Here is a 24410-nt window from a genome sequence, read left to right as displayed (position 1 = left end):
AGGGCACGGCCACCCACCGAGGCCCCTGCGGCGAAGCGACCTGTCGCGCGAACGAAACCCACAACAGCGGCGGCCGGGCCGAGCCAGGGCGAAGTTTGCCGTGAACGGCGCGGGGTAGGCGTGCGACGAGACCGATCACGAGGAGGACACATGCTGCGATCCCTGGCCGGTCGGAGCGAAAAAGAACTCGGTGGCCGGCGCAGTGTGCTCGCACTGCAACGACGCGATCACCGAGCACTCGACGAGTTGTTGGCGCGTATCGCCGACAGCGCCGGAGACGAACGCGCGGCGGCGTTGAACGCGCTGTGCCGGCTGGTGTTTCCGCATGCTTTCGCCGAGGAAGCCGTCCTGTGGCCGCTGTTGCGCCGCCTCCTGCCCGACGGAGCAGAACTGACACTGCGGGTCGAACAGGAGCATCAGCAGATAAACGAGTTGTTCACCGAACTGGAGACACTCGACCCGGACGGCCCCGAGCATCATCGACTGTTCGAGCGGATCGCTGCCCTGCTCCGCGCGGACATCCGCGACGAGGAGGACGTTCTCCTGCCGAAACTGGAGCAGGTCGTGGCACCCGAGACCTTGCGCCGCATCGGATGGGCCTGGTGGGTGGTCCGGATAACCGCGCCCACCCGTCCGCATCCGACCGTGGCACGGCGCCTTCCCGGTAATGCGTTGGCCGCCCTACCGCTGTCACCGCTCGACCGCTCCCGGGACCGGCTCGACACCGCGGCACGCCGCGCTCCCGCCCGTATAGCGGCGGGATGTAGGCGCACCGGTCGGGCCCTGGCGGGCGCGGCCGGAGTCATCGAACACCTCCCCCCGCTGCGCAGCGGGGAACACCCGTCCACTCACCGCTGACCGGCCCGACGATCCCACCACGCTCAGAACTCCGATCGATGTGGTCCGCCCGTCCTTCGGAGGTGGCGGTTTATCCCACGAGGGTCGAGGTATCCGCCGGCGAAGAGGTACGTGCCAGGAACCGTTCGACCCCAGTGGAGGCCCGATGTTCCGCCATACCGATTATCTGCAGTTCGACGTCAAGCCCGAAAAGCCCGACCCCGTGTACGCACGCAAACTCCAAGAGTTGATCGGCGGCGCGTACGGCGAGATGACCGTCACCATGCAATACCTGTTCCAGGGATGGAACTGCCGAATGCCGGGCAAGTACAAGGACATGATCATGGACGTGGCCACCGAGGAAATCGGGCACGTGGAAATGATCGCCACCATGGTCGCGCGGTTGCTCGAGGGCGCCCCCGCCACCCGCGCCACTCAGGAAGCGGCCGCCGATCCCGTGGTCGCCGCGGTGCTGGGTGGAATGGACCCGCAGCAGGCCATCATCTCCGGAGGCGGGCCGACGTTGGCCGACAGCAACGGGGTGCCGTGGAACGGCCGATACATAGTGGCCAGTGGAAACCTCCTCGCCGATTTCCACGCGAATGTCACGGCCGAGGCGCAGGGCCGGGTCCAGACCGCACGGCTGTACCACATGACCGACGACCCCGGTGTCAAGGACATGCTGAAGTTCAACCTGGCCCGCGACACCTACCACCAGAACATGTGGTTGGCCGGGATCGAACAACTCCAAGAGGACGGGTTGGCGGACACGATCGCTCCGACGGCGCTGTTCGACGAAGAGCATTCCGAGCACGCCACGAGCCTGTGGCATCTGTCCGACGGAACCCAGGCCGATCAGGGCAGATGGGCTTCCGGCACCGCCCCCGACGGGGCGCACCGGAACGGTTTCATCGCCGATCCGCAACCGCTCGGGGACAAGGCGTCCGCGCCGCCGCCGGATCCGAAACTGTACGCCACCTACGACGGGTCCCAGGGCGAGCCACGTTCGGCCGCGCTCGGCACCGAGTCCGGCATCGTCGGCAAGGTCAAGAGCGCGCTGGACCCCAACAAGCCCTGAGTGTTCGTCACGGCCGGTAGCACCGGCACCCTCCGATTCCGGGTGGGTGCCGGTGCTACCGGTCGTCCCCGGTGTCCCACGCGGTGTTCACGGCATCGAGGTCGCTCACGCGCACGGGCTCATCGGGGTCCGCGTTCAACAGCCCGGACCCGACCGTCGTCTGCGGGCGACCGACCCACGGCCCCGCCGGGCGCCCGGTGCTTTCCCGGTCCCGACTCGACGCACCGGTCGCCTCGTCGTAGCAGAACTCCTCGGCAGCGCCGTCATCGGTGCGTACGGCGAGTCGCAGCCGGCGGGCACCCCGCGCCCCTGTCACCGTGGCCTCCAATTCGCCACCGCCGTCGCCCAACAGGGTCCGCGCACCACGCTCCATGCGGTCCAGTACGGCATCACGATTTCCGTGGTCCGTCCAGCACCAGGCCATTCTGAGCAACCACCGGGCGTCGCCTGCCCACAAAGCGTTGCCCGAAGCGATGCGCAGGCGGACACGGAATTCACCGGTATCGTTGTGCAGCGCCACCTCGAGCGCCACGCGACCGGCGCCATCGGTGACGAGCAGGATGTCCACATCGCCGACCACCACCACCCGAGCCGAGGAGTCGGCGATACCACCCAGCACATGTGCGGCTATCGCATTCGTTCGAGATCGCGTGTCGATATCGACGGTCGTGGCGGCGCTCAGGAAGGTCGAGACCCGAACCGAATCGGAATCGGCCCCGTGATCCGCTTCCGCGGGAGATGACTCCGGTGACACCGGGACGTTCTCCGCTTCCGCGAGCAACCGACGCACCCGTGCCTGCACATGGGGAGTTATCGGGTCGGCGGTCGTCCGCCGCCGGGTACCGGTCGAGCCGCGTGCGGACCGCTCTGTCGCTATCACCGCGTCCGCCGTCGCCATGATCCGCCGAAGATCCCGGTCGGAGCGCGCGTCGGTGGCCCACGCCCCGAACAACTGTGGTTTCGCCGCTTTCAGCTCGAGCACCTGCTGGGCCAACTCGCGGAACCGAGCGCGAGCTCCTTCGGACAGTGGGTGGGTCGGGTGGCCCGAGTCATCGAAGACGCAGGCGCGCAGCGCTGCGAGCTCGCCTCGGGGTCGAGGCGGGAACTCGTGTAGTTCGACGCCATTGAACTCGGATACCAGCAGCCGGCCGTCGAGGGACAGCAACACGTAGGTGTGTCCCTCGTTGTTCGTATGGTCCTCGCTGACCAACGCGAAGCCATTGGCGGGCACGACCCGTTCGAGGTCGTCGTAGTCCTCGACATTCACCACATCGGCGCCGAGCGCGGCCCACATGTCCAAACCGGAGGTCCCGATAACGGGTTCGAACTCCAACAGCTCGATATCCGGGTTTCCGGTGAGCGTCGCCAGCGCCATAACCGAGAAGGGGCCGCACCCGTTGCCCGACGTCCGCGCCGGTTCGGGGACCGGTCGACGTGCTGCCAATGCCTCGTTCAGGTCTCGGTCGAGACGTGCGAGGTCCGCATGTGCTCGAGCCGTCGCGGTCCGCAACCGGCGCACTTCGGCAACGGTCGCCTCGCCGCGACCCAGGGCTTTTTCGGCCGCCCACACCCTGGCCCGTAGCACGTGATGCACCAGGGCGGCCTGCGTTCGCTTGCGTTCCAGCGCCCGCAACTCGGTGATTTCCGTGGTGATCCACCGGTGTCGTTCCAGGGATTCCATGAGCTCACGAACGGTTACCGCCTGCGGTCCGTCGACCGATGCCGCCAGTTCACCCATGAGGTTTTCACGGTTGTCCGGCCGCAACCGTTCCGCAGCCACCCCCAACCGAGCGGCCTGACTCAGTACCCGCCGCCACTCGAGTGCACGTTCGACATTCGCGTTGTGCAGCCGCCAAACCTCGCCCTCGGCACGGTCTCGAACAAGCATGGAGCCGAACGGCGGCGGGCTGTGCCATTCGGGATCCATCGGATATTGCGCGGTGCCGTTCGGATGCACCGCGAGCGCGAACATCATTTCCGCGGCGATGGGGGGTGGCGTGAACTCTTCGGCCGTCCCCGAATCGCGAGCCAGTTTCACCACGGTGCCCGTCCGGTTGACCAGTACGTAGCGTTCGGCATGGACCTGTCCGCGGGCGACCGCCGGATCGACGTTGTACTCCACCACGATGATCGCAGAACCCGGTCCGAGTTTCTCCGACCGCCGCACCAGATCCGCATACGTGCGCACCCGCACCAGCCGACCACGCACATGTTCCTGCAAACGGGTATCCGGGTCGGTGGCACCGATCCGGATACCGGCAGGCAGGACCACGCCGGGGCCGTAGAGGTCGGTAATAGTACGGACCGCAGCCGCGATCGGCGCATCGGGATCGTTCTCGATGGACCCGGCGGTCGGCGGAGTCGGTACGACCAAGCCCTCCACCAGTGCCATGGCAGCCCGTTGCGCCCGCTCGCCGGTCTCCCGCAGCGCGTCGAGCGCTGCGGCGAGCTCGGGAAATGCCTCTCGCCGAACGGTGTCCCACTCTCGGATACCCGACTCCAGTCGCTTTCGCAGCGGACCTGCACTCACAACGGGAACATCGAAAGCCAGTAGTCTGCGCTCCGCCACACTCGCCCAGTGCGCCCGATCCAGCAGGGCGGCGGTGAGTTCGGCACTCGTGGCGTCCATTCGCATGCAGGCCTGCTGTAGGTCGTGATGGCGGTGCACCATCTCCACCAACTCACGCCGCTGTTCCTCGGCGATATTCGCCGGGTCGCCCAACGTGACCATGTGCTCGGCGATCGAGGCGGCGGGATCGAGGCCCAGTCGCCGCACCGCGTCCCGATACCGCTGCGCCGATTCCGACCTCCGGAAATCCGCTTCCCGCTGGGCCCGCACCACCGTCCGCAACAGCGCCGTCAATTCGGCATCGCGGTGCTCGAAATCGGTGGTGGACGGCGGTACGGCGCCGCTGCCCGGCCTCCGGTGGGCGTGCGTGGACAGATCCTTCTCACCGAAGGCGTACCAGGTCGCAGCGCCCGTCGGGTCCGGTGGTCCACCTCGACTCGGCGGCATCGGGGGAGATTGTGTTCGTTGCGCTGCCGTTTCGGTGGTCGCGGTGGATTCCCCGGGCAGGTCGAGGAGGTTTCCGACCACACCGCTGCCCCCCGACTCCTCATCCACGGCGGACCGTCGACTCCCGGACGGCCCCGGTTCCCGCTCCGGGCCCGTACCCGACTCGTGCCGGGCGAGGCCTTCGGGAATATTCTCCGAATCGAGATACCCACGACGCCATGCCTCGACAACCGCTCCGGTGCGGTCCTCGACGCCGAGTTTCCGGAACAGGCTCTGCAGGGCCGATTTCACGGTCTCGGGGGAAACGCCCAGTAGCGATCCGATTCGTTTGTTCGTCAACCCCGCCGCGATGAACGGCAGCACGCTCCGCTCTCGAGGAGACAGCCGAACGGGCTCGCCTTCCGGGCCGTTCGACGATCTCGCGGGCGCGCGTTCCAGGGGCGCTATACGGCTCGGGGAGATGATCCGATGCCGCAACGCCTGCACGACCAGATGAGTCCGGTCGTTCGCGTCCAGCTTCTCCATGATGGTCGATATGGTCTTCTTCACCGAAGCCACGTCGACCGAAATTTTCTGCGCGATTTCCGGATTCGTATGGCTCGTCGCGACCAATTCGAGTATTTCGAACTCCGTTTCGAGGAGGCCGCTGGTGTGTACCCCCGCGAAAAAGCCCTCCGTCGATCTCGAGGAAATCTCGGCCACCTCGAAAACCAGTTTGTTGACCGCGCTGAACCTGATAAAACTCACCTGGCCTCCGGATCGAACCAGGTCGGCGGCGGCGCCGACGCGGCGCCGCTGGACGAAATCCAAGCGCGACATGGCTTGTTCGAATGTGGCCCGGTCCGTACTCATCAGCATCAGTGCGGCATCGACCAGATCGAGATCTTCGTCGTACTCGCGAATTCGGCGCACCAGTTCCGCATCGGAGCCCGATACCAGGGCGCGGGCGACGTCGGGAGCCAGTACCCGGCTGCCGGTCAGGAAGGACAAGGCGATCCGACGTCGGTATTGCAGGAACGCATGATCGGCCGGCCCGGACATCGATTCGGCGAAAACGTCCGCGCGGATCGGCGTGTCCGGAGCGGTGGCCATGACCACCATATCGCCCCGTTCCGCGACACCGAGCTTACGGCCGATCAGTGTGACATAGCCCTTGACGGTCGTCTCGGTGATATGCAAGAACTCGGCGATTTCCGCGTTTCCCCTACCCTGGGCGACCAGGCGAAGGATGATTTTCTGACGCTCGGAAAGCGGACGAATCGCCTGATCCAGCAGGGCCGCAAGGAAAATATCCAGGTTCCCGACCAGCTCGTTGCGGTTCGATACGCCGAGCTTGTCGTATATCCGCTTGACATAGGACCTGACGGTATATTCGGACAGGCCCAGATTCCTCGCGATGCCAGGGTTTTTCACGCCCTGGACGATCATTCTCAGAATGCCGAGCTCGGTTTGCGACAACACACGTGTGCCCCCGCCCCGTATGAGCTCGGCGAGCGCTTCCTCCCCGATACCCACCAATTGGTTGCGATCCGTTATCCCCAGCCGGTCGTAGATACGCTTGACCTGGGATTTCACCGCTGATTCGGATATCTCCAACCGCGCCGCGATATCCGTGTTCGCCATACCTCGAACGATCAGGTCGACAATGGCGCGCTGGGCCGGGGACAACGGCCGTCCGCCGGTTCGACTCCGACCGAGAAGGGAGGAGTCTGCGCCGATGAACCGTTGCGGGTCGGTCGGGGATCCGAAGACGAGGGTCTCGGCACGCGGCATGTACAGACCCGGGATCGCCCTGGGTTCTTCACCGGGGGCGAGAGCGGCCTCGAGTACCCCGTCGTAGGACTGAATGGAGGTGACCCGGTGTGTCTCGTTCGCGAAGGCACGAATGAACTCGGCCGCCTCCGCCCGGCCCGCATGGGTGTATTCGAAACCGCCGTCGAAGCTGTGCTTGATCACGACCTCGTGCTCGGGATCGTGTTCGGCGAAACCGGCGTGCCCGAAACCGTCGGAGTACTCGACGACGAACAGGACCCTCATTCCCGGTGTGGTCATCACCTTGTGGATCAGCTCGGACAGGCTCCGATGGTGTGTGCGGTCCCTGTGCCAGTCGCCGCGCACATGTTTGGCGATATCGGTCGCCGAATCGCCGCGCAACGGATTTCCCGGTGGGGGTTTCACCGGACGAGGGCCCACCCGACCACGCGCCGCCCAGTTCGCGAGCTCGAATTCGTAGGCCGCGTATGTCGCGCATTGCCCCACCAACAACGGCTCGGCATCACGACCGACGGTGGCCGGCGTCTTCGGCTCGGCGCCGCCGCGATCGGCCATACGGGTCGTCGGCGTCGCGGGCAGCGGTCCCGCCCCCGGCCCCGACCGGGACGTCTCCGTCCCGGATTCGGTGGCCGGATCCCGCGACCCGGCCAACGGGTCGGAAATGCCCTTCCCCGTCGGATCCGCATTCGTATCCGATGTCGGCTCCGGCGTGGATGTCGGCTCCGAGACCGCTACGGCGGGTTCGTGCCCCGGGACCGTCACGGGCCCGATGCGCGGGGCGGCGCCGGCGGCAGGCGTATCGAACACGGAATGGCCGGATGCCGCGAATACCGATGGTACGGTTCCGCCGGTGGTCCGCGCCCCGGACTCCGCCACCTGCCCACCATCCGTATCCCGCACCCCCGGCCCGGCGACCGACACCGGTTTCGGCACGGTCCCGGAACCCTTCGGCTCGATTCCCCCGACCGGTTCGGTGTACGGGAGTCCGAAACTCGGGTTCTCGACGTAACTCCAGTGCTCGTAACCACGGTCGTCCAGCGGGTCCAGGTCGGTTTGATGGCGGCCGACCACGAACTCCCCTCGCACCCCTCCCGGGAACACCACCACACGTCCGCCATCCGGCAGATCCTGTGCGAAACCCCCCGGTGCGTCGATCACGTAGATACGTACCGGACCGGCGAACTGCCGCGCGGCTTCCAGCGAGTCGTAACCGACGACCACATCCATGCCGGGCTCGGGCTCGATCCCCTCGGTGAACGGCGATCTGCCGGACCCCGCCTCCGATATCGGGCAGTACACCGGTCCCGAGCCGCTCTCGCCCTGCCAGACCGGAGCCTTCCCGGACTTCCCCCATCCGGCGAACAACCCGGGCATGTCCACACCCTCGGTCCGTACCGCCGCCGGCATCGGGTTCTCCCCGGGCGGGAAACCCGTCGCCACCATGCCCGCTTCGACGGCCTGCTGCGTGGCCTGTTCTCGCTGCATCGCGGCCACTACCCGATCGGCCGCCGAGATGTTCTCCCCCGGGCGCGGCGGAGTCAGGGGCGCTTCCCGTACCCCCGATCTCGGGCCCGGCCGACCCCTGTTCGAGGTCTCCGGATCACGTGTCGAACCACCCCCGGACCTGGTGGCCGGATCGGGCTTCGCCCCGGGTTGCGGCTGCCCGGGCTCGCGCGGCGATCTCGCGGTAGTCGGCCCGGCCGGGGATCCCGCGTCCGGGCGGGCGGGAGGTGGGCGAGCCGGATCGAAACCCGGATTCGCCACATGAATCGTCCCCATCTCGGTGTACTCGTACCGCCCGACCACGAACTCCGGCGCGACTCCCCCCAACAGGACCACGGCCTGGCCACCGGATGACAGGTCCTGGACGAAACCGCCCGGCGCATCGACCACATAGACCACCCCGGAACCGTATTCCCGCGCCTGCGCCATCGAGGTGAAACCGTGAACGAGGCCTGTAACGGGATCGGGCAGTACACCTTGTTCGAAGATCGGCGCTCCCGGTCTGCCCGGAAAATACACCGGATTCCGCCCCGGGCCCCGCCACTGCGGCACGGCACCACCGGCATCGGCCCACCGATTCAGCACGGCCTCGGGATCGACACCTTCCCGAACGACCGCCCCAGGCATCAGATCCTCGACCCCCACCGGCACCCCCGCCGCCTCACGGCCGCGCCGCTCGACCGCCTGCAGGACCTGGTCCACCGCAGAGCTCGAATCCCCCGCATCGGGGATCGACCGATCCGACGGAGTAGTGGTCGTGGGTGACCGGGCCGCCACCACACCACCACCGTCCCCGGTTGACGCGGACCGCGCCGCGGGCGCCACACTCGATCGGCCTTCGACGGCCCTACCCGCATCGGGCCGCACCACGAGGGATTTTCCACTACCACCGTCCCGAACACCGCTTTCGGGAACCACCACCGACCGGGCACCACCTTCGGACGAGCGACCACCGGATTCGGGCGATCCCGCTCGGGGACCGGATGCCTCCGCACCGAATTTGCCCCCGCTGTTCGGATGCGGCGCGGAACCGTCGTTCGCTCCCCCGTTCCACAGCCCCTCGCGGTACATATTCCATTGGTGTCGAATCTCTTTCAGTCGACTTACATGCCCCTCGTAGTACTCGTTGTTCCGACCGACACCCTTGGCCTGGTTTCTGATCTCACTGACTTCCGCGTAGAGCTCGGCAGCCCGAGCCCGCGCGGGTCCTTCCGGATATTTGTCCGGATGCAATTGCTTCATCAGCTCGCGGTAGAGGGCGCCACCCTCACGACGCGACTGCGGGGTCAGCTTCCCGAGATCCGCCACACGGGCCGTACCGGCCCCCGGGGCCCCTCCCCCCGAGCCCGGTGGCACCGGCTGTCCCGCTGCGTGCAGCAACCCCAGCCCGGCACCCACCCCCAATACGTGCGGATCGAAGGAGGTGTCCACATTCGCCCACTCCACGCCCCCGGTTTCCAGCAGCCCCACACCCACCTGCCCGACGATGCCGCCGGCCCACATACCGGCCATTCCGGCCTGTCCGGTGACAACCCCGAGAAGCAACCGCTTCGCCGTCAGCGGCGCGGTCCATGCCGACAGAGCCCTCGACATCGCCCATGCCGCGGGACCACCCGTCAACGGTGCGAATCCCCACGCAACACCGGAGATGAATATCGACTGCCATTCGAGGTCCGCCCCAGCGGCCAACGAGGCCACCCCATCGATCACCGCACCCAGCGCGGCCGCCTTCCCCGAGGCCCGCAGCAGTTCGTTGCCGAGAAGCTTTCCCAGCGGCCCCAATGACCCGAACCTCGTCAGCAACGGAGCCAGCGATCTGTTCATCGTCGCCGCCGCCATCTCGGCGCTCACCCGGGCGGCACCTCGCGTCGCCGCAACGGCCACCAGTTCTCTTCCCGCCGCCACGATCCCCGCCTCGATCGCGGGCAGCGCGACCCGCCCCCACGGTGTGATCGAGAACAGCACTCGCGCTTTCCACAGCAAATAGAGTGTGTAGGCCGCGAAACCCAGTTGCATCAACTGGGTTTTCGTGACGGCGTCCGCACTCCTTTGGATGGACCGTCCGAACTCCTCCATCGCGTCCGCCAGGGTATCCAGCGAGTGCTTTCCGCGCGTCAACTTCCGCATCTGCTTCAGCAGCGGCTCGGTCGCCCGACCGGTATAGATATCTTCGATATCCCCCATGGTTTCCTGCACGAACGGGGTGATCGCCCGCATCTGCGCGGCGGGACCCAGCCAGACGCGCTGCGCGAGCGCCGCCATATCCCCGCCGCGGGCATCCGGGTATTCGATACCGAAATTCAGAACTCGAGCAATCCCCTGCAGCCACCCCGGGATCTCCACGTTATAGGCCACAGCAGAGCCCCGTCCCGAAACACATCACCAGGAGGGGTCGAGCACCCCGGAGCTCGAAGTACCGTCCTCGAGCTGTTCGGTATCGGAGAATTCCATGGCTTCGGACTCCGCCATACGACGTTCCGGCGCACCCGGCGGCGCGGTCGAGACCCGTGGCGGCTCCGGAACGAGCCCCATGAGGTCCGGGGCCTCGGGGGCGAGTTCGGCGAATGTGGGAATCCGGGAGTCGTGTTCGGCCGGCAACGCCATAAGCGCGGCCGTTTTACCGCGCAATTCCGCCATCGCGGCCCGAGCGGCCTCGGTGACGGCTTTCGCGATCTCGGTGTAGTCGAGCTCACCGATATCGTCGGCGAACCGGGTTTCGATGACCTCTCCTTCGGCATTGACCGATACCGAGACACGCTTGCGCGCAGCGAACCCTGTCGCAGTCAGCAACGCCCACTTCCGCTGCATCTCTTCGAGCGATTTCATACCGGCCTGTACGGACTCGAACATATCCGTCAACTGCGCCATCGATATCTCGTTGTCGGTCATCTCGGCCTTTCTCCCGGTCCCGGCCACCAGCCCACGAGCTCGCCCTTTCGGCGGTCACACGACGACCGAGCGCACGATAGTGCGGCTATTGGCGAGCTCCACCTGGGTGAGGATGCGGGCGGCCATACGGAATTCGGGTGAATAACCCTCGTCCCCACTGAGAAAGTCGATCTTGGATTCGATGACCTCGCGATTGTGTTTCGATGTCTCGATATAACCGTTGTCACCGTCGCCGTGTGCGAATTTCTTCCCGGTCCTTCCCGTACCCCAACATCCCCACAGGGCCGATTCCTCCGCCACCATCGTGTCGAGCACGGCCCTGATTCGATCGGCTACGGCATCCACCTTGCTCGCGATGGCCGCCGCGTGCTCTGCTTCGAAGTCCAATACATCTTCGGCCATCTCGCCCACTTCATCCCTCGCACCACGACAGAACCCTTGCGCAGCATCGAATCCGACCAGAGCCGCATCTCATCTTGACACCGCCCGGACATCCCTCTTTCCCAGCGTGGAGAAAACAAGGCCCGATCAGCACCGATATCAATACGGCCACTATTCTGCCCTCCGCCGAGCACATCCAGGGACGCCGGACGGGTACTGCTCCGAGAGGGCTTCTAAAGGGCTCCGAGAGGGCTTCGAAAGGGCATAGCCCGCCTGCTCGAGGACGTGGGTATGGAGGTGGTCGGACGGGCCGACGACGCGACGGCACTACTGCACTCGATCCGCGCGCATCGTCCCGATATCGCGGTCGTGGACATCCGGATGCCCCCGCCTGCACAACCGAAGGTATCGAGGCCGCGCTCGCCATTCGCCGTGAATTCCCCGCTACCACGGCGCTGTTGCTGTCGCAATACATCGAGACCGGCAGCGTCCTCGACCTGGTCGGCCGCCCGGTCTCCCGACCCCACCACGAGCGACCACCGCTCGACCGGCTCTCCGCCCGGGAACGAGAGGTCCCGCGACTCATGGCCGAGGGACGATACAACCGCGCAATCGGCGCGGCGTTGTTCCTCGGTGAACGCACGGTCGAAACCCATGTACTCGGTATCTTCGTCACAATCGGACTACAACCGGAACCCGACGATCATCGCCGCGCCTCGCGGTGCTCACCTACCTGCGGGCCGACAACCGAGGACGCGACCTATAGCATCCACGGGTGAAACTCGGAAAGATTTCGCTGCCGGCAACTCTCGCCCTCGCCGCAATGGCGGTGGCAGCCCCCGCCGCCTCCGCCTTCCCCACCGGTTCCTCCGGTATCGAAGACGGACGTGAAGTGGTGATCATCGACAACACATTGGAACTGAGCGAACCGGACTCGTGCTGGGCCAGTGGCTTCGCACGCGATATCCGGATCGATAATCGCAGCTCGCGCAACTTCCTGGTATACGCGACCGGCGACTGCACGGGTGCGCCCGTCGCGGTCGTGGCCCCGCATACCTTCGCGCAGCATTACGGCTGGTCGGCCAAAGCGGGCTAGTACGAGTCCGATTCGCCGACCCGATACCGTGGTCTCGCGACGAGGCCGCGGTTCGGCGGCACGCCGAACAAGGACGATCCGGTTCCGGCCACCATGCTCACCGGAACACCATGCTCACCGGAACACCGTACTCACCGGAACAGTGGATACCGAAGAGCCGTCGACATGCCCATACCCTGCATCCTCCTGTTGAGTCGAGATAAGCCATTGTCCAGCAAAAGATTCGGCGAGTTCTTCGCTGGGAGGATCACCCACAGTGACCATCCGGTGGAGAATCGGGTGGTCCGACAGACGACGCCGCGATGTGATCGCCTCCGTGCCCGGTGAAACGACTTCCCACAGCATGTGACCGGTGTCGAACTCCTCACTCACCGCAGGTTTACTCCTCATCGACAACAAGCACGGTATTCGGCCCATCACATACGGCGCCGGTGCAGCGGTGGTCGAGGTCTGCGATGTCGCGGGGCGAACCCGGTGCCCGGCCGAAGGCGACGACCCTTCACCCCGTTGTCCGACGAAGCCGAGTACCCACCTTCCGCGCCTGGTACGAGCGGGTTTCGCAGATTGTGAAGCGATGACGAACAGATCAACATAGCCCACCGGATGTAATGTGGCCGAGCGAGTCTGGAACACTCGATCATCAGAAAGGTTTTGTTGCTGATGTTCCGTCGTTTCACGACCCCCGCGCCTTCCGAGGCCCCGGTGGACGATCTGGTGTCCGGTGCCCTGCCCGACAGGGTGCAGATCGCCCACGAGCGCCTGGCGCACCAGGACGATCCGGCGCTGCTGGAAGCATTGTCGGAGCGGGAGCTCGCCGCGTCCCGCGAATTGGCCGAGCTGGTGCGTGAGCACGAACGTAACGAGAAACGGGCCCGCATCCAGGCCGCCGCCGATGCCGCCGAGCGAGTGCGGCGCACGGCGGCCGAGCTCGCCGAACGTGAAGCCGCCGACCTGTTGCGCGCTGCCCAGGCCATCGGCGAGCAACGGCGCAGCAGCAGTCCACACGCCAAGGTGGCTCGGCTGCACCAGCGCAAACCCCGCGTCCTGGGCCTGCTCGCCGGGGTGGTGGCGTTCTCGATGGTGTTCTCCGCGGTCACCGTGCAGCAGAACATCGCCCCGGCCGGTGGGGCGACCAATCCGATGTTCTGGCTGTCCTACGGTTTGGAAGCGCTCATCAGCGCCGTCCTGGTCGCGCTGATGCTGTCCACCGCCGACACCGCCGAATGGGGTGTGATCGACAAGCTGTGGCAGATCTACGCGGTGGAAGGCGTGCTGCTGACCGCGAGTATCACCCTGAACACCTTCCCGTATGTGAAGACCGGTGATGTGACCGGTTTCGGCATCCATGCGATCGCACCGATCATGATCGGCGTCGCCCTGGTCACCCATCGGCTCGTCGCCGAACGATACGGACGGGCCATCGAGCAGGCGACGGCGGCGGTCCCCGATCACGAGGACCTGCAGGCCAGACTCGCCGCGCTCACCCATGTGGGCGATGCCGCGAACCAGATCCTGCCGAGCATCCTCACCGAACAGGAGTCAACGGCCCGTTCCACGGTCGCGACCATCGATGGCTCGCCTCAGGATCCGGGCATTGCGCCGACACCGCGGCCCAGGGCCGAAACCGCTCCCCCGAACCCCGGAACCGCACAAACCGCTCCCATCGGACAACCCGAGTCCCCCGCCAAACCGGCACGGGTGTCCTCCGTGCGTATCACCGACCCGCAGCAGCTGTATACCGAACTGGGCATGGCCACGACTCCGCCGGCTCCCACCGCCCAGAGCCGTCCGGCGGGCCCGTTCGAGTCGAACCCCGATGAGCACGGACCGACCGAGGCCGAGCTGGACGCGCGGCTGGCGGCGGCATTGCGCGAAACACTGGACCGGCTGCGGTCCGGCGCACAGCTTCGGCCTCCGGCGACCCCCGACCAACCGCAGCACAACGCGCGAAGTGCCCCGGCGGAACCGCAACGGAATCGAACCGCTGTGATCGACGCGCCCACCCAACCGATCGGGAACAACGGCTCGAAACCGGCCACCGTATCCCTCTCGCCGAATGGCACGCCCGCGCGGGACGGCCACACGCCGCACCCGGAGCAGGTACCACCGGCCACGAACGGAAACCCTTCGGGCGAGCGAGAACCCGAACCCACCCCGCCCGACGCGCCCCGACAGCAGCTTACCGATACCCTCCAGCTCCCGGTGCTCACCGAACCCGAACCGAACACCGAGCAGCCGCCTGTCGCCGAATCCACCGCCGGCAGCAGAGATCAGGCCGGCAGTGATGGTGCCGAGACCATCGAAACCACGGTCGCCCATCTCCCCGACCGGACTCCGGTCGGACGCTGAACAACTTCCTTCCCGGAGTCGACAACGGTCCGCAACCGGAGCCATCTAGTCCCGCGCCCACGGTCCCGTTCTGCTGGATCTCGTCTCGGTTCTTTCGATGCGTTGGGGTGGCGGCGGACCTTCCGGAGTACCAGGGGCGAAAGGTGGAGTCGAGCCGGACAGGCTCAGGTAGCCGTTGACACTTTCCCGGACCGAAAGCCCGTAGCGGTCCGGGGTTCGGGTGTAGGCCGCACGTGGCCGCACGGTGCGGTCCGTTCGAGTCGGCCAGCCATCCCTGCTCCAAGAGCGCACGATGAGGTCGAAGTATTCATCGGCGACATCCGGAGCGATGCCGGTGATCCAATACGAGATATCGAAAAACTCCGTGACCACTTCTGTGGCGGTTTCTTCGTAAGGCAAGGTGACACCCTGATGTAGCCCCGCTTGCGGGAGCTCCGGATGCACCAGTGACAACGCCGATTCAACCGGGAGCACGCGTAACATCTGCCGAAAATATCCGTACAATTGTTTCCGAGCCGCCGCCTGGGTCTGTTCTGAATTCATACCACCATCCGTCTCCATCTTCTACCATAACCTCCAACCGAGCAAATCAGGAAATCATGTCACCATGTCCGGTAATAATCAGTCCGATATTTCCCGAAGCCGGGCTCGATGAATCGAGATAGAACGATGAATTATGCTCGAAACGGTTTATAATACCACCAAGCCCCGAGGGGGGATCCAATTTTGTGGCACCGAATTCGGGATGCCCGGGGCGTAGCCCGTGTGTATCAGGCATGGTTTGAACGTGGTCACCAGCAGAGAATATGTCGTATGCATATTTTCCCATATTCTCCGGAGCGACCCCGGAGATACTCAACTCACTGACATGGTTCACGCCGGTTCCCCAGCTACCCATGAACAGGAGAGCGTCGGTGTTCAGTGTTGCTCCATGACCGGCGGCATGACCGAGGAGAACACTTCCGTAGGAATGACCGACCGTGGTGGTGTGCGCGGGCGGCCCTTCGTGTGTTGCCCGCAAACCCTCGTGGTACGCCCGCACCCGGTCGGCGCCTTCCCGGGCGAAATGCGGAAATATCGCCTGCACCATGGACTGGGGCTGATCGTAACCACCCCAGTAGGTCACCGACGTCCTGGCGTTGGGATCGGTGAGCTGCGCCAGGTTTCGCAACATTTCCGCGGTCGGCACAGAGTATTCGAAATCGTCAAAACTTGGAACGGCAGGTTTCAACAATACAACATTGTTATCGGAGAAATCGGGATTGTCCATAGAGAATGCAATCCTTCCTTCGTTGTCGAGGTAGGAAAGATAAATCGGCGGCCCTCCTTCTCGCGGATTTTCGATAATTCTCTTCACCCTTGCCAGATAATTGGACCTCTTATCGTCTCCCGAATCCCTGGCTTGTTTCAGAAGATTCTCCAGATTGCGACGGTTGTACCTGTCCCGGTCCGCCTGAGGAATACCATCACGATTGCCGAGGAATGGATCTCGAAGAAATAGCTTTTCCTTACGGGATTCGGAAAGTTGTCCCCATCGTTCTCTGAGTTGGTATGGATCGTCCGACAATCGAACCGGAAATCGGATACGCGCAGGTGTGAACCGCGGCGGGAGCTCGATCGGCTCCTGCTTCAGCAGTTCTCGGAGCACCCGAGTAGTATCCTTATCGGAAATAATAAAATCATAATTGCCGCGGATAACCGCATTCAGAGTTCTGCGATATAGCGTTTCGGAGATCCCCTCGCCCATCTCCATGACTATTTTCTCCAGCCGCCGAGCCAATAGTCTCGCCTGCCGGATCGGGGGATGAAAATCTTCCAGGAAGGAATCGATCTCGTGCTGCCCTCGCCCGGAACTCCACATATCATCCCCTCGCCGACCGTGTGGGAGAACGGCCGACTCCGACAAGTCTCCACAGCACAGGAGCCGAAGGCACAGGAACCATCGAGCGAGTATGCCAGATCACAGGTGCGACATGGTTTCGTTCACCTTGAAGGACCCAGCGGAACGGGGTGTGAGTGAATGTGAGAACCGGATGGCGTAAACGTTTTCTCGTCCGGTGCCAGGAGCCGGTTGATGAGGCGACGCCTGACCAGATCCACCTCGACCAGGTCGTCGAGGACGAGATCAGCGACGACGAGAGATCCCCATGGATCGGGCGAAGTGATCGCCGGTTGCACGGACCGGACCCCGTGCTCGGCTGCCGCATGTATCACGGGCACGGGCCTTCCACTTCTCGACCGGCCGGTGTGGTCGACGCTCGAATTCCTGCCGCTCGCTATCGGGCCAGGTATCGGGGTCGGATGAACTCACACTCTTCCGGGGGGATCTTCACAGCTTCTTCATCCCATGCCAATACGACCCTCTCATCAGCTTTTCGCCGAGTTTCGGGTCGTCTCCCGCGAGCAGCACCAGTTCCTGAGGAGAGGGAAACCCGACGACCGGTCCATCGAATCGTGCTCTGATATCTCGGAGCACGGCAATGTCCGCGGCGCTGAGAAAGCCCTCCTCACCTTCGAGCACCTCATCGATTCGGGACTGCATGCGCTCGACGGTTTTGGCGAGCCGGGTGGGTTCGAGATCCCAGTCGTATCCGGCCTTGGCCCAGGCGACTCCCCCGTCACGCATACTCGCGGTCACCAACATCCGATCGACTCCCGACCGCCGAAAGTACTCCTCGGTGGAGGCGGAGAATGCCGTGGAGAAACCCTTACCTCGGAAATTCTCGTTGAGCTCGGTGAGATCATTGGTGACCACCAGTTCACCATCGGAATCACGGCCGAAACCGTAGATCACTATGCCGGCATTGGCACCGTTGTCATCGACGATTCGGGCCTCGAAACCGACCCCTTCGGGGCGCACGGTGCCATCGGGCCGTGTCGAAACCGGTTCATACCAGGCGTTCGCGTCCTCGAGCCGGAAGGGACCGTAGCGTTGCCGCAACCCCCCGAACACCCTCGTGAGCTCGAGGTCGTCGAGGTCACCACGTAGCGCACCGTCGACCACCTCCCCCAGCGGGGGCATATGCGAAAGATCGGTGAGCGGAGTCCTGGTCCGCGGCGGTGCGGATACCGAGGACTCGATACCGCCCTCACTCATCGCAGCGCGAACTTCTTGCGCACCGAGGTTTTCGCTGCCCCGGGCACTGTGCGCGATATCGACCATGCCACCCGTACTGTGGCGTATCCGGTCGGACTCGCCCTGCGCTCTACGCCGATGCAACTCGATCAGAAGATCACGGAGCCGTTGCATCAGCTCGTCAGGCCACCGCTCCTTCATTACCGACCGGCCAGGTCACCACTCACAGGAGCACTGTCACCGCTACCGAACGCCCGAGTCAAGTGGTGTGAAAGGAAAATGGTTACGAATCGGCCGTCATATCAACGGATTCGAGCATCCGCTGGGCCACTCGCATATCGTCGCGATCGACCGCCGGGATGAGTACGGTGCCTTCCTCGGCCGAGGTGAGCAGCTCGTCGAGAACGAGATCGGCAACGCGGCGGTCTTCACCGAATCGCGCGATCGGCAGGCGGTCGATCTCATCGAGCACCGGCGCGAGACGACGGCCACCGATACGGACAGTAGCTCGCGGACGCGTTCGTGTGCCTCGGTGGCACGGTCATAGGCTTCGTCGAACAGGTACTCACTGGTGGCGAAACCCGGGTACCCCGAATCGAATGATGGCCCCGGCCTGCTGCGACGCACCATGTGGATGCGCAGCAGTACGAGGTCGATCCCCTCACGAATGAGATCGGCTCCCGACGCCGACAGCGCCGAACGGCGCTTCGTCAACCTGTCGGCGGCACGACAAGGACCCGGGCCTCGGGCCCGGGTCCTTGTCGTCGTTATTGATTCCGCAGCGCTATGCGCCGCGTCGGCTCACCAGGAGCTCTTGTGCACACCGGGCAGCTCGCCCCGATGCGCCATCTCCCGCAGGCAGATGCGGCACAGCCCGAACTTGCGGAACACCGAGTGCGGCCGGCCGCAGCGCTGGCAGCGGGTGTAGGCGCGGACCGCGAACTTCGGCTTCCGGTTGGCCTTGTTGACCAAAGCTTTCTTCGCCATGGCTTTAGTTCTCCTTGAACGGGAAGCCGAGGTGCTTCAGCAGGGCACGGCCTTCTTCATTGTTGGTCGCGGTGGTGACGACGGTGATGTCCATACCGCGCGGGCGGTCGATCTTGTCCACGTCGATCTCGTGGAACATCGACTGCTCGTTCAGACCGAAGGTGTAGTTGCCGTTGCCGTCGAACTGCTTCGGCGACAGACCGCGGAAGTCGCGAATACGCGGCAGGGCGATGGACACCAGCCGGTCCAGGAACTCCCACATGCGGTCACCGCGCAGGGTGACCTTGGCGCCGATCGGCATGCCCTCGCGCAGCTTGAACTGGGCGATGGATTTGGTGGCCTTGCGGATCTGTGGCTTCTGACCGGTGATCAGGGCCAGATCCTCGACCGCGCCGTTGATCAGCTTCGCGTCACGGGCGGCGTCGCCGACACCCATGTTCACGACGACCTTGACCACGCCCGGGATCTGCATGACGTTGGCGTACTTGAACTCGGCGTTGAGCGCGTCGCGGATCTCCTCGCGGTAGCGCACCTTCAGCCGGGGCTGGATCTTCTCGGTGGTGGTCATATCAGATGTCCTTCCCGTTGCGACGGGAGATACGGACCCGCTTGCCGGTCTCCTCGTCGGTCCGGTAGCCGATGCGGGTCGGCTTGCCGTCGGAGTCGAGGACCATCACGTTGGACACGTGGATGGGGGCTTCCTGGGTCACGATGCCGCCGGAGGAGGCGCCGCGCAGGTTGGCCGAGTTCGCGACGTGCTTCTTGATCCGGTTCACGCCCTCGACGAGGACCCGGTTCTCCTTCGGGTAGGCCTGGATGACCTTGCCCTTGGCACCCTTGTCCTTGCCCGAGATGACGAGCACGGTGTCGCCCTTGTGCACCTTCATGTCAGAGCACCTCCGGGGCCAGCGAAACGATCTTCATGAATTTCTTGTCGCGCAGCTCGCGGCCGACCGGCCCGAAGATGCGGGTGCCGCGCGGGTCGTTGTCCGCCTTGATGAGCACGGCGGCATTCTCGTCGAAACGGATGTAGGAACCATCCGGACGACGCCGTTCCTTGGTGGTACGTACCACGACGGCCTTGACGACGTCACCCCGTTTGACGTTGCCGCCGGGGATTGCGTCCTTGACAGTGGCGACGATCACGTCGCCGATACCGGCATAGCGGCGCGACGAGCCACCGAGAACCCGGATGCAGAGGATCTCCTTCGCACCCGTGTTGTCGGCGACGCGCAGTCGCGACTCCTGCTGAATCACTTCAGCCTCCTCGACCTGGACGTAAAAGCACGCCGGATTGCCGACCCGACGGGCATGGTCTGCTGCCACCCGTACGCGCGCCTGCCAGCGGTTTCGTTCGATCGGATGGATCAACCGCTGGGGGTTCGCGGCCGGATTGCGGGCACAGCTCCCGCAGGCAACCGGTCCAGTGTAAGCGAACGACCTGGTCGAAAAGAAATCGGCCCGGCCGCGGCCGACCCGAGAGCGGCACTCTCCAGGATTGACCGGACGTCGGCTCCGCACCCCGGTAGCCTCGGGCGAGCTGGTTCACCGAGAACACGGGTGTGGGAAGAAACCACATCGGGGAGAGGAAATCCTGTGTCGTCGTCGGGTCGCCCCTTCGTATTGGATCGCCGTGCGTTCCTGGTCGCGCTGGGCGTGGTGCCCGCGGCCGCGGTGCTCGTTTCCTGCAAGGAGGAACAGAAGCCGCTGAACAAGGTCGACATGAGCGGCTCCGATCCGGCAGTGCGTCCGCAGGACGACCTCTATCGGCATGTCAACGGCAAGTGGCTGCAGGAGTATCGGCTGCCGCCGGACAAGGTTTCCTACGGCGCGTTCTCCGAGGCGAGCGAGCGCGTACAGCAGCAGCTGCGCGAGATCATCGAATCCATTTCCGACCCGGAGCCGGGTTCGGAGGCGCAGCAGATCCGCGATCTGTACGACGCCCGGATGGACCTGGACGAGATCGAACGGCTGGGCCTGACCCCCTTGGAGGGGATGTTCGCCGAGATCGATGCGGCGAAGACCAAGCCGGATCTGGCCGCGGTGATGGGGCGACTTCCGCTGTCCGGGCTGATCGGGTTCGGGGTCGGAATCGACCGCAAGGACTCCACCCGCTATATCGCCTCCATGGGACAGGCCGGTATCGGTCTGAGCGAGCAGTACTACCGCGAACCCCAGTACGCCGAGCAGTTGGCGGGTTATCAGACCTTCACCGAGCGGGTCGCCAAGGCCGCGGGTATGCCCGACCCGGTCGGGGTGGCGCGGCGCCAGCTGGATCTGGAGAAGCGGATAGCCGCCGCGCACTGGGACGATGTGCGCAATCGCGATACCGACGCCACCTACAACCGGCTCACCTGGGACCAGACCAAGGCATTGGCGCCGCAATTCGACTGGGAACCGTGGCTGGCGGCGATCACCGACCGACCCAAGGATCTGTTCGGTGAGCTCGTGGTGCACCAGCCCTCGTTCATCACCGAGGCCGGAAAGATCTGGGCCGAAACCGATATCGCCGATTGGCGTGATTTCTTGAAGCTGCAGCTGCTGCGGCAGTACGCCAAATATCTGCCGAAGGAATTTTCCGACGCCAATTTCGATTTCAACGGCCGGCTCATGGCGGGTCAGCAGGAACGCCCGGAGCTGTGGAAGTCGGCGGTCGGGACGGTGAATTCGAACCTGAGTGAGCAGCTCGGCAAGCTGTATGTGGAGAAGCATTTCCCGCCCGAGGCCAAGGACCGTGCCCTGGAGATGGTGGCCGATCTGATGGCGGCCTACCGGGAGAACTTCGCCAATTCGTCGTGGATGACCGAGCCGACCCGACGGGCCTCGATCGAGAAACTGGACAAGATCGAGGCCAAGATCGGCTACCCCGACAAGTGGGTGGACTATTCCAAACTGAAGATCACGCGCGGCAAACTCATCGAATCCCTGCGCGCCATCAACGATTTCGAAGTGAAACGTTCATTCGACCGCCTCGGCACCCCGGTGGACAAGTCCGAATGGGGCATGTCACCGCAGACGGTGAACGCCTACTATTCGGCCACCACCAATCAGATCGTCTTCCCCGCCGCCTTCCTGCAACCACCGTTCTTCGACAAGGACGCCGAATCGGCGGTGAACTACGGCGGCGTCGGCGCCATCATCGGCCACGAGATCGGGCACGGCTTCGACGACCAGGGCTCCAAGTACGACGGTGACGGCAACCGTCGCGACTGGTGGGCCGCCGAGGACCGGGCCGCCTTCGAGGCCAAGGCCCAGCAGCTGGTCGAGCAGTACAACGAACTCGTGCCCGAGGGGCTGGACCCCGAACAACATGTGAACGGTGAACTCACCGTCGGCGAGAACCTGGCCGATGTGCGCGGTCTGCAGATCGCCCTGGCCGCGTTCCGGATCGCCGAACAGCGCGCCGGGGTCGACGAGCCCGATTACCGGAGCATGTTCCTGTCGTGGGCTCGGACCTGGCGCAGTAAGCAGACCCCGGAGGTCACCGAGCAGCTGCTCGCCTCCGACACCCACTCCCCCGACGAGTTCCGGTGCAATCAGGTGGTCCGCAATATCGAGGAGTTCTACCGGACGTTCGGGGTGGTGGAAACCGACAAATTGTTCCTGCCGCCGGAGCAGCGGGTCGCCTTCTGAGAACCGGAGTCCGGAAGATCCCCGGACGTGTCGGTGGTCGGCGGGAACACCGCCGACCACCGAGGGGGTGTCCCGCGCGGGACGGTTCAGGGCACGATGATCTCGGCGCGTCCCGCGATATGCGGATGATCCGTCGTGGCGTCCACGACGACGCGTCCCGGTCCGGTTTGCACCCACGTGGCGAAGCAGTAGCTGATGTCGCAGCTGTCGGGAACCACGATTCGCGTGGTCTTGACCCCGGTGGCCCCGGTATTCAGGTTGTGCCACCGCAGCGTCAACCGGAACGCGCAGTTGCCGGAGATGGCCGGTAGACCGAAGACGGTTTCGGTGCGGGGCGCGGAGATGGTCACCGTGCCCGGAGTCTCACCCCTGGCGTGGGCCTGCAGATTCTGGCGCGCAATACATCCACCGCTGGTCACTGTGGTCACGGGACTGAAATCGATGCTTTCCGCTTTCGCCGGGGCAGCGAGGGCGACCAGGCCGAGGAGAACCGCCGCGAGCACGAACAGCGAAGTGAACAGGCGATGCGTGGTTGTGGAGAACACCGAGAACACCGAGAACACCATGAAGGCACACTAAGGTCGCCGGCCGTGGTGGCGACAGCCCCGGAAAAACCCGTCTGGTCGGCCGTACAGTTCACACACCGGTTACCGCCATAAGTTAGCCAAGCCTGTCCTATGCTGAGGCAGGCCCCGGTGCCCTTTCGAGGGGAGCACCGGCGCCCTTCCGAGGAGATGCCTCGGCGAAGGAGGAAGTAACGATGCAGGTGGTACGGAGATCCCCCGGAGGGCTACGAGCGGTGTTCATCGCTCTCGCCGCCGCGCTGGCCCTGGGACTGGCCGGATGCGGCGCCACGAACGACACGACCGGCAGTGGCACAGGGGTCACCATCGGCCACGCCCACGGTGAGACCGTGGTCGAGGGCACACCGACGAGAATCGTCGCCCTGGGCAATCAGTGGCTCGATGCCGTCCAGGCACTGGGTATCACCCCGATCGGCTATCTCGACAATGTCGCGATCGGAGCATCGCGCACCCCGCCGTGGGAACCGAATCCGAAGGAAGCGGCCACCTCCATCGATATGCACGGCGATATCCCCGAACAGGTTGCCGCGCTGGCGCCGGATCTGATCCTGGCCGATACGTTCGTCGCCGACCCCATCACCTACGAGAAACTGTCCAAGATCGCCCCGACGCTGCCCGGTCTCGCCCCCGATACCGTGACCCCCTGGCAGGATCAGGTCACCGCACTGGGTCGGGTGTTGGGCAAACAGGACGAAGCCGCCAAGGTGATCGAGGACATCCAGGCCCGGATCGATGCTCTCGCCCAGGCGTATCCGGGATTACGTGGTAAGACCTTCGCCAGCACCTACCTGGCGGGCCCGACCCAGTTGATGGTTCTCAACGACCCGAACGACGGCTCGACCGAACTCTTCACCTCGCTCGGCATGAGCATTCCGGAACACATCCGATCACTGCCCGCCACAATGGGACGCGCCGCGCTGTCCGCGGAACGAGCCGGTGAGCTGACCGTCGATCTGCTGCTCGCCGGATATGCCAATGGTCTCGACGGGCAATACCGCAAGCTGCCCGGATACGAAGATCTTCCCGCGGTGCGGAAGAACGCGGTGGTTTTCCTGGACTACACCGATATCAGCGCGATCAACCAGCCGACGGCACTGTCGCTTCCCTACATTCTCGACAAGCTCCGCCCCGCGCTGGCCGCCGCCGCGAAGTAACGCGGCGGTCGGTACGGCGACGAGCCCCATCCATACCAAAAGTAGGTTAGCCAA

General features: G+C 64.8%; 20 protein-coding genes. 7 read left to right on the top strand and 13 right to left on the bottom strand.

The features are described from left to right. The first annotated feature begins 150 nt into the window (after nt 1-150). Together ON32_RS03630 and ON32_RS03625 are read left to right on the top strand one after the other, a co-directional pair. The gene (locus ON32_RS03630) at nt 151-858 is read left to right on the top strand and encodes a hemerythrin domain-containing protein (RefSeq protein ID WP_040788650.1); all 708 of its coding nucleotides are present in this window, start codon (nt 151-153) and stop codon (nt 856-858) included. 145 nt (nt 859-1003) lie between these two features. Beyond that, nucleotides 1004-1915 carry a manganese catalase gene (locus ON32_RS03625; RefSeq protein ID WP_040788649.1) on the top strand — a complete coding sequence of 304 codons (912 nt, stop codon included), beginning with the start codon at nt 1004-1006 and terminating at the stop codon, nt 1913-1915. A gap of 55 nt (nt 1916-1970) precedes the next feature. On the opposite strand, the gene ON32_RS03620 is transcribed toward ON32_RS03625, so the two are convergent. From ON32_RS03620 to ON32_RS03610, 3 genes are read right to left on the bottom strand one after another with little or no spacing between them, the layout of a single operon-like run. Further along, nucleotides 1971-10562, bottom strand: coding sequence for a LuxR C-terminal-related transcriptional regulator (locus tag ON32_RS03620; protein ID WP_040788648.1), 8592 nt, complete (start codon nt 10560-10562; stop codon nt 1971-1973). Nucleotides 10563-10586: 24 nt separating this feature from the next. After that, entirely contained in the window at nt 10587-11096 is a 510-nt protein-coding gene (locus ON32_RS03615; RefSeq protein ID WP_157224062.1) for a YbaB/EbfC family nucleoid-associated protein, read from the bottom strand. Between the two features lie 54 nt (nt 11097-11150). After that, nucleotides 11151-11498, bottom strand: coding sequence for a hypothetical protein (locus ON32_RS03610; protein WP_157224061.1), 348 nt, complete (start codon nt 11496-11498; stop codon nt 11151-11153). Nucleotides 11499-11935: 437 nt separating this feature from the next. Here ON32_RS03610 and ON32_RS29855 point away from each other — a divergent pair, with 437 nt between their 5' ends. Beyond that, the gene (locus ON32_RS29855; RefSeq protein WP_051132813.1) at nt 11936-12256 is read left to right on the top strand and encodes a helix-turn-helix domain-containing protein; all 321 of its coding nucleotides are present in this window, start codon (nt 11936-11938) and stop codon (nt 12254-12256) included. Next, nucleotides 12253-12573, top strand: a complete 321-nt coding sequence (locus tag ON32_RS03600) for a hypothetical protein (protein ID WP_040788646.1) — start codon at nt 12253-12255, stop codon at nt 12571-12573. Before ON32_RS29855 ends, ON32_RS03600 begins: the two co-directional genes overlap by 4 nt. 114 nt (nt 12574-12687) lie before the next feature. On the opposite strand, the gene ON32_RS28675 is transcribed toward ON32_RS03600, so the two are convergent. Next, nucleotides 12688-12945, bottom strand: a complete 258-nt coding sequence (locus ON32_RS28675; protein ID WP_157224060.1) for a hypothetical protein — start codon at nt 12943-12945, stop codon at nt 12688-12690. Between the two features lie 288 nt (nt 12946-13233). Here ON32_RS28675 and ON32_RS26825 point away from each other — a divergent pair, with 288 nt between their 5' ends. Next, on the top strand, nt 13234-14922 hold the full coding sequence (locus ON32_RS26825; protein ID WP_051132812.1) for a hypothetical protein: 1689 nt from the start codon (nt 13234-13236) through the stop codon (nt 14920-14922). A gap of 45 nt (nt 14923-14967) precedes the next feature. On the opposite strand, the gene ON32_RS03590 is transcribed toward ON32_RS26825, so the two are convergent. The 8 genes from ON32_RS03590 to rplN all read right to left on the bottom strand — a co-directional run bounded on the left by ON32_RS03590 (nt 14968) and on the right by rplN (nt 20242). Continuing rightward, entirely contained in the window at nt 14968-15465 is a 498-nt protein-coding gene (locus ON32_RS03590) for a hypothetical protein (protein ID WP_157224059.1), read from the bottom strand. 46 nt (nt 15466-15511) lie between these two features. After that, on the bottom strand, nt 15512-16783 hold the full coding sequence (locus ON32_RS27540) for an alpha/beta hydrolase (RefSeq protein WP_083873963.1): 1272 nt from the start codon (nt 16781-16783) through the stop codon (nt 15512-15514). A gap of 468 nt (nt 16784-17251) precedes the next feature. Then, nucleotides 17252-18199, bottom strand: coding sequence for a hypothetical protein (locus ON32_RS03580; protein ID WP_040788643.1), 948 nt, complete (start codon nt 18197-18199; stop codon nt 17252-17254). An 82-nt stretch (nt 18200-18281) separates the two neighbouring features. Beyond that, nucleotides 18282-18470 (bottom strand): hypothetical protein, encoded by a 189-nt coding sequence (locus tag ON32_RS03575; RefSeq protein WP_040788642.1) that lies wholly within the window; start codon nt 18468-18470, stop codon nt 18282-18284. A gap of 329 nt (nt 18471-18799) precedes the next feature. After that, a complete protein-coding gene (locus ON32_RS03570) occupies nt 18800-18985 on the bottom strand; it encodes a type Z 30S ribosomal protein S14 (RefSeq protein WP_040788641.1) in 186 nt (61 codons plus the stop codon). Between the two features lie 4 nt (nt 18986-18989). After that, the gene (gene rplE / locus ON32_RS03565; RefSeq protein WP_040788640.1) at nt 18990-19553 is read right to left on the bottom strand and encodes a 50S ribosomal protein L5; all 564 of its coding nucleotides are present in this window, start codon (nt 19551-19553) and stop codon (nt 18990-18992) included. Between the two features lies 1 nt (nt 19554). Next, nucleotides 19555-19872 carry a 50S ribosomal protein L24 gene (gene rplX, locus ON32_RS03560; RefSeq protein ID WP_040788639.1) on the bottom strand — a complete coding sequence of 106 codons (318 nt, stop codon included), beginning with the start codon at nt 19870-19872 and terminating at the stop codon, nt 19555-19557. A gap of 1 nt (nt 19873) precedes the next feature. Further along, nucleotides 19874-20242 carry a 50S ribosomal protein L14 gene (gene rplN, locus ON32_RS03555; protein ID WP_014349098.1) on the bottom strand — a complete coding sequence of 123 codons (369 nt, stop codon included), beginning with the start codon at nt 20240-20242 and terminating at the stop codon, nt 19874-19876. 339 nt (nt 20243-20581) lie between these two features. On the opposite strand from rplN, the gene ON32_RS03550 reads away from it, so the two are divergent. Then, nucleotides 20582-22618, top strand: a complete 2037-nt coding sequence (locus ON32_RS03550) for a M13 family metallopeptidase (RefSeq protein WP_040788638.1) — start codon at nt 20582-20584, stop codon at nt 22616-22618. Between the two features lie 86 nt (nt 22619-22704). Here the strand turns inward: ON32_RS03550 and ON32_RS03545 are convergent, their stop codons facing one another. Further along, entirely contained in the window at nt 22705-23184 is a 480-nt protein-coding gene (locus ON32_RS03545) for a hypothetical protein (RefSeq protein ID WP_040788637.1), read from the bottom strand. Between the two features lie 194 nt (nt 23185-23378). Here ON32_RS03545 and ON32_RS03540 point away from each other — a divergent pair, with 194 nt between their 5' ends. After that, complete coding sequence (locus ON32_RS03540) at nt 23379-24356, top strand: ABC transporter substrate-binding protein (RefSeq protein WP_040788635.1); 978 nt, start codon at nt 23379-23381, stop codon at nt 24354-24356. Nucleotides 24357-24410: the final 54 nt, after the last annotated feature.

It is taken from the genome of Nocardia paucivorans NBRC 100373 (assembly GCF_000308675.1).
Classification (GTDB): domain Bacteria; phylum Actinomycetota; class Actinomycetes; order Mycobacteriales; family Mycobacteriaceae; genus Nocardia; species Nocardia paucivorans.
This window is presented reverse-complemented; position numbering and strand designations above follow the sequence as displayed.

What these genes read in the sequence shown, in the direction of transcription:
- ON32_RS03630 (WP_040788650.1), top strand. Translation starts at nt 151, where the DNA reads ATGCTGCGATCCCTGGCCGGTCGGAGCGAAAAAGAACTCGGTGGCCGG.
- ON32_RS03625 (WP_040788649.1), top strand. Translation starts at nt 1,004, where the DNA reads ATGTTCCGCCATACCGATTATCTGCAGTTCGACGTCAAGCCCGAAAAG.
- ON32_RS03615 (WP_157224062.1), bottom strand. Translation starts at nt 11,096, where the DNA reads ATGACCGACAACGAGATATCGATGGCGCAGTTGACGGATATGTTCGAG.
- ON32_RS03610 (WP_157224061.1), bottom strand. Translation starts at nt 11,498, where the DNA reads ATGGCCGAAGATGTATTGGACTTCGAAGCAGAGCACGCGGCGGCCATC.
- ON32_RS26825 (WP_051132812.1), top strand. Translation starts at nt 13,234, where the DNA reads ATGTTCCGTCGTTTCACGACCCCCGCGCCTTCCGAGGCCCCGGTGGAC.
- ON32_RS03590 (WP_157224059.1), bottom strand. Translation starts at nt 15,465, where the DNA reads ATGAATTCAGAACAGACCCAGGCGGCGGCTCGGAAACAATTGTACGGA.
- ON32_RS27540 (WP_083873963.1), bottom strand. Translation starts at nt 16,783, where the DNA reads ATGTGGAGTTCCGGGCGAGGGCAGCACGAGATCGATTCCTTCCTGGAA.
- ON32_RS03580 (WP_040788643.1), bottom strand. Translation starts at nt 18,199, where the DNA reads ATGAAGGAGCGGTGGCCTGACGAGCTGATGCAACGGCTCCGTGATCTT.
- ON32_RS03570 (WP_040788641.1), bottom strand. Translation starts at nt 18,985, where the DNA reads ATGGCGAAGAAAGCTTTGGTCAACAAGGCCAACCGGAAGCCGAAGTTC.
- rplE (WP_040788640.1), bottom strand. Translation starts at nt 19,553, where the DNA reads ATGACCACCACCGAGAAGATCCAGCCCCGGCTGAAGGTGCGCTACCGC.
- rplX (WP_040788639.1), bottom strand. Translation starts at nt 19,872, where the DNA reads ATGAAGGTGCACAAGGGCGACACCGTGCTCGTCATCTCGGGCAAGGAC.
- ON32_RS03545 (WP_040788637.1), bottom strand. Translation starts at nt 23,184, where the DNA reads ATGGTGTTCTCGGTGTTCTCGGTGTTCTCCACAACCACGCATCGCCTG.
- ON32_RS03540 (WP_040788635.1), top strand. Translation starts at nt 23,379, where the DNA reads ATGCAGGTGGTACGGAGATCCCCCGGAGGGCTACGAGCGGTGTTCATC.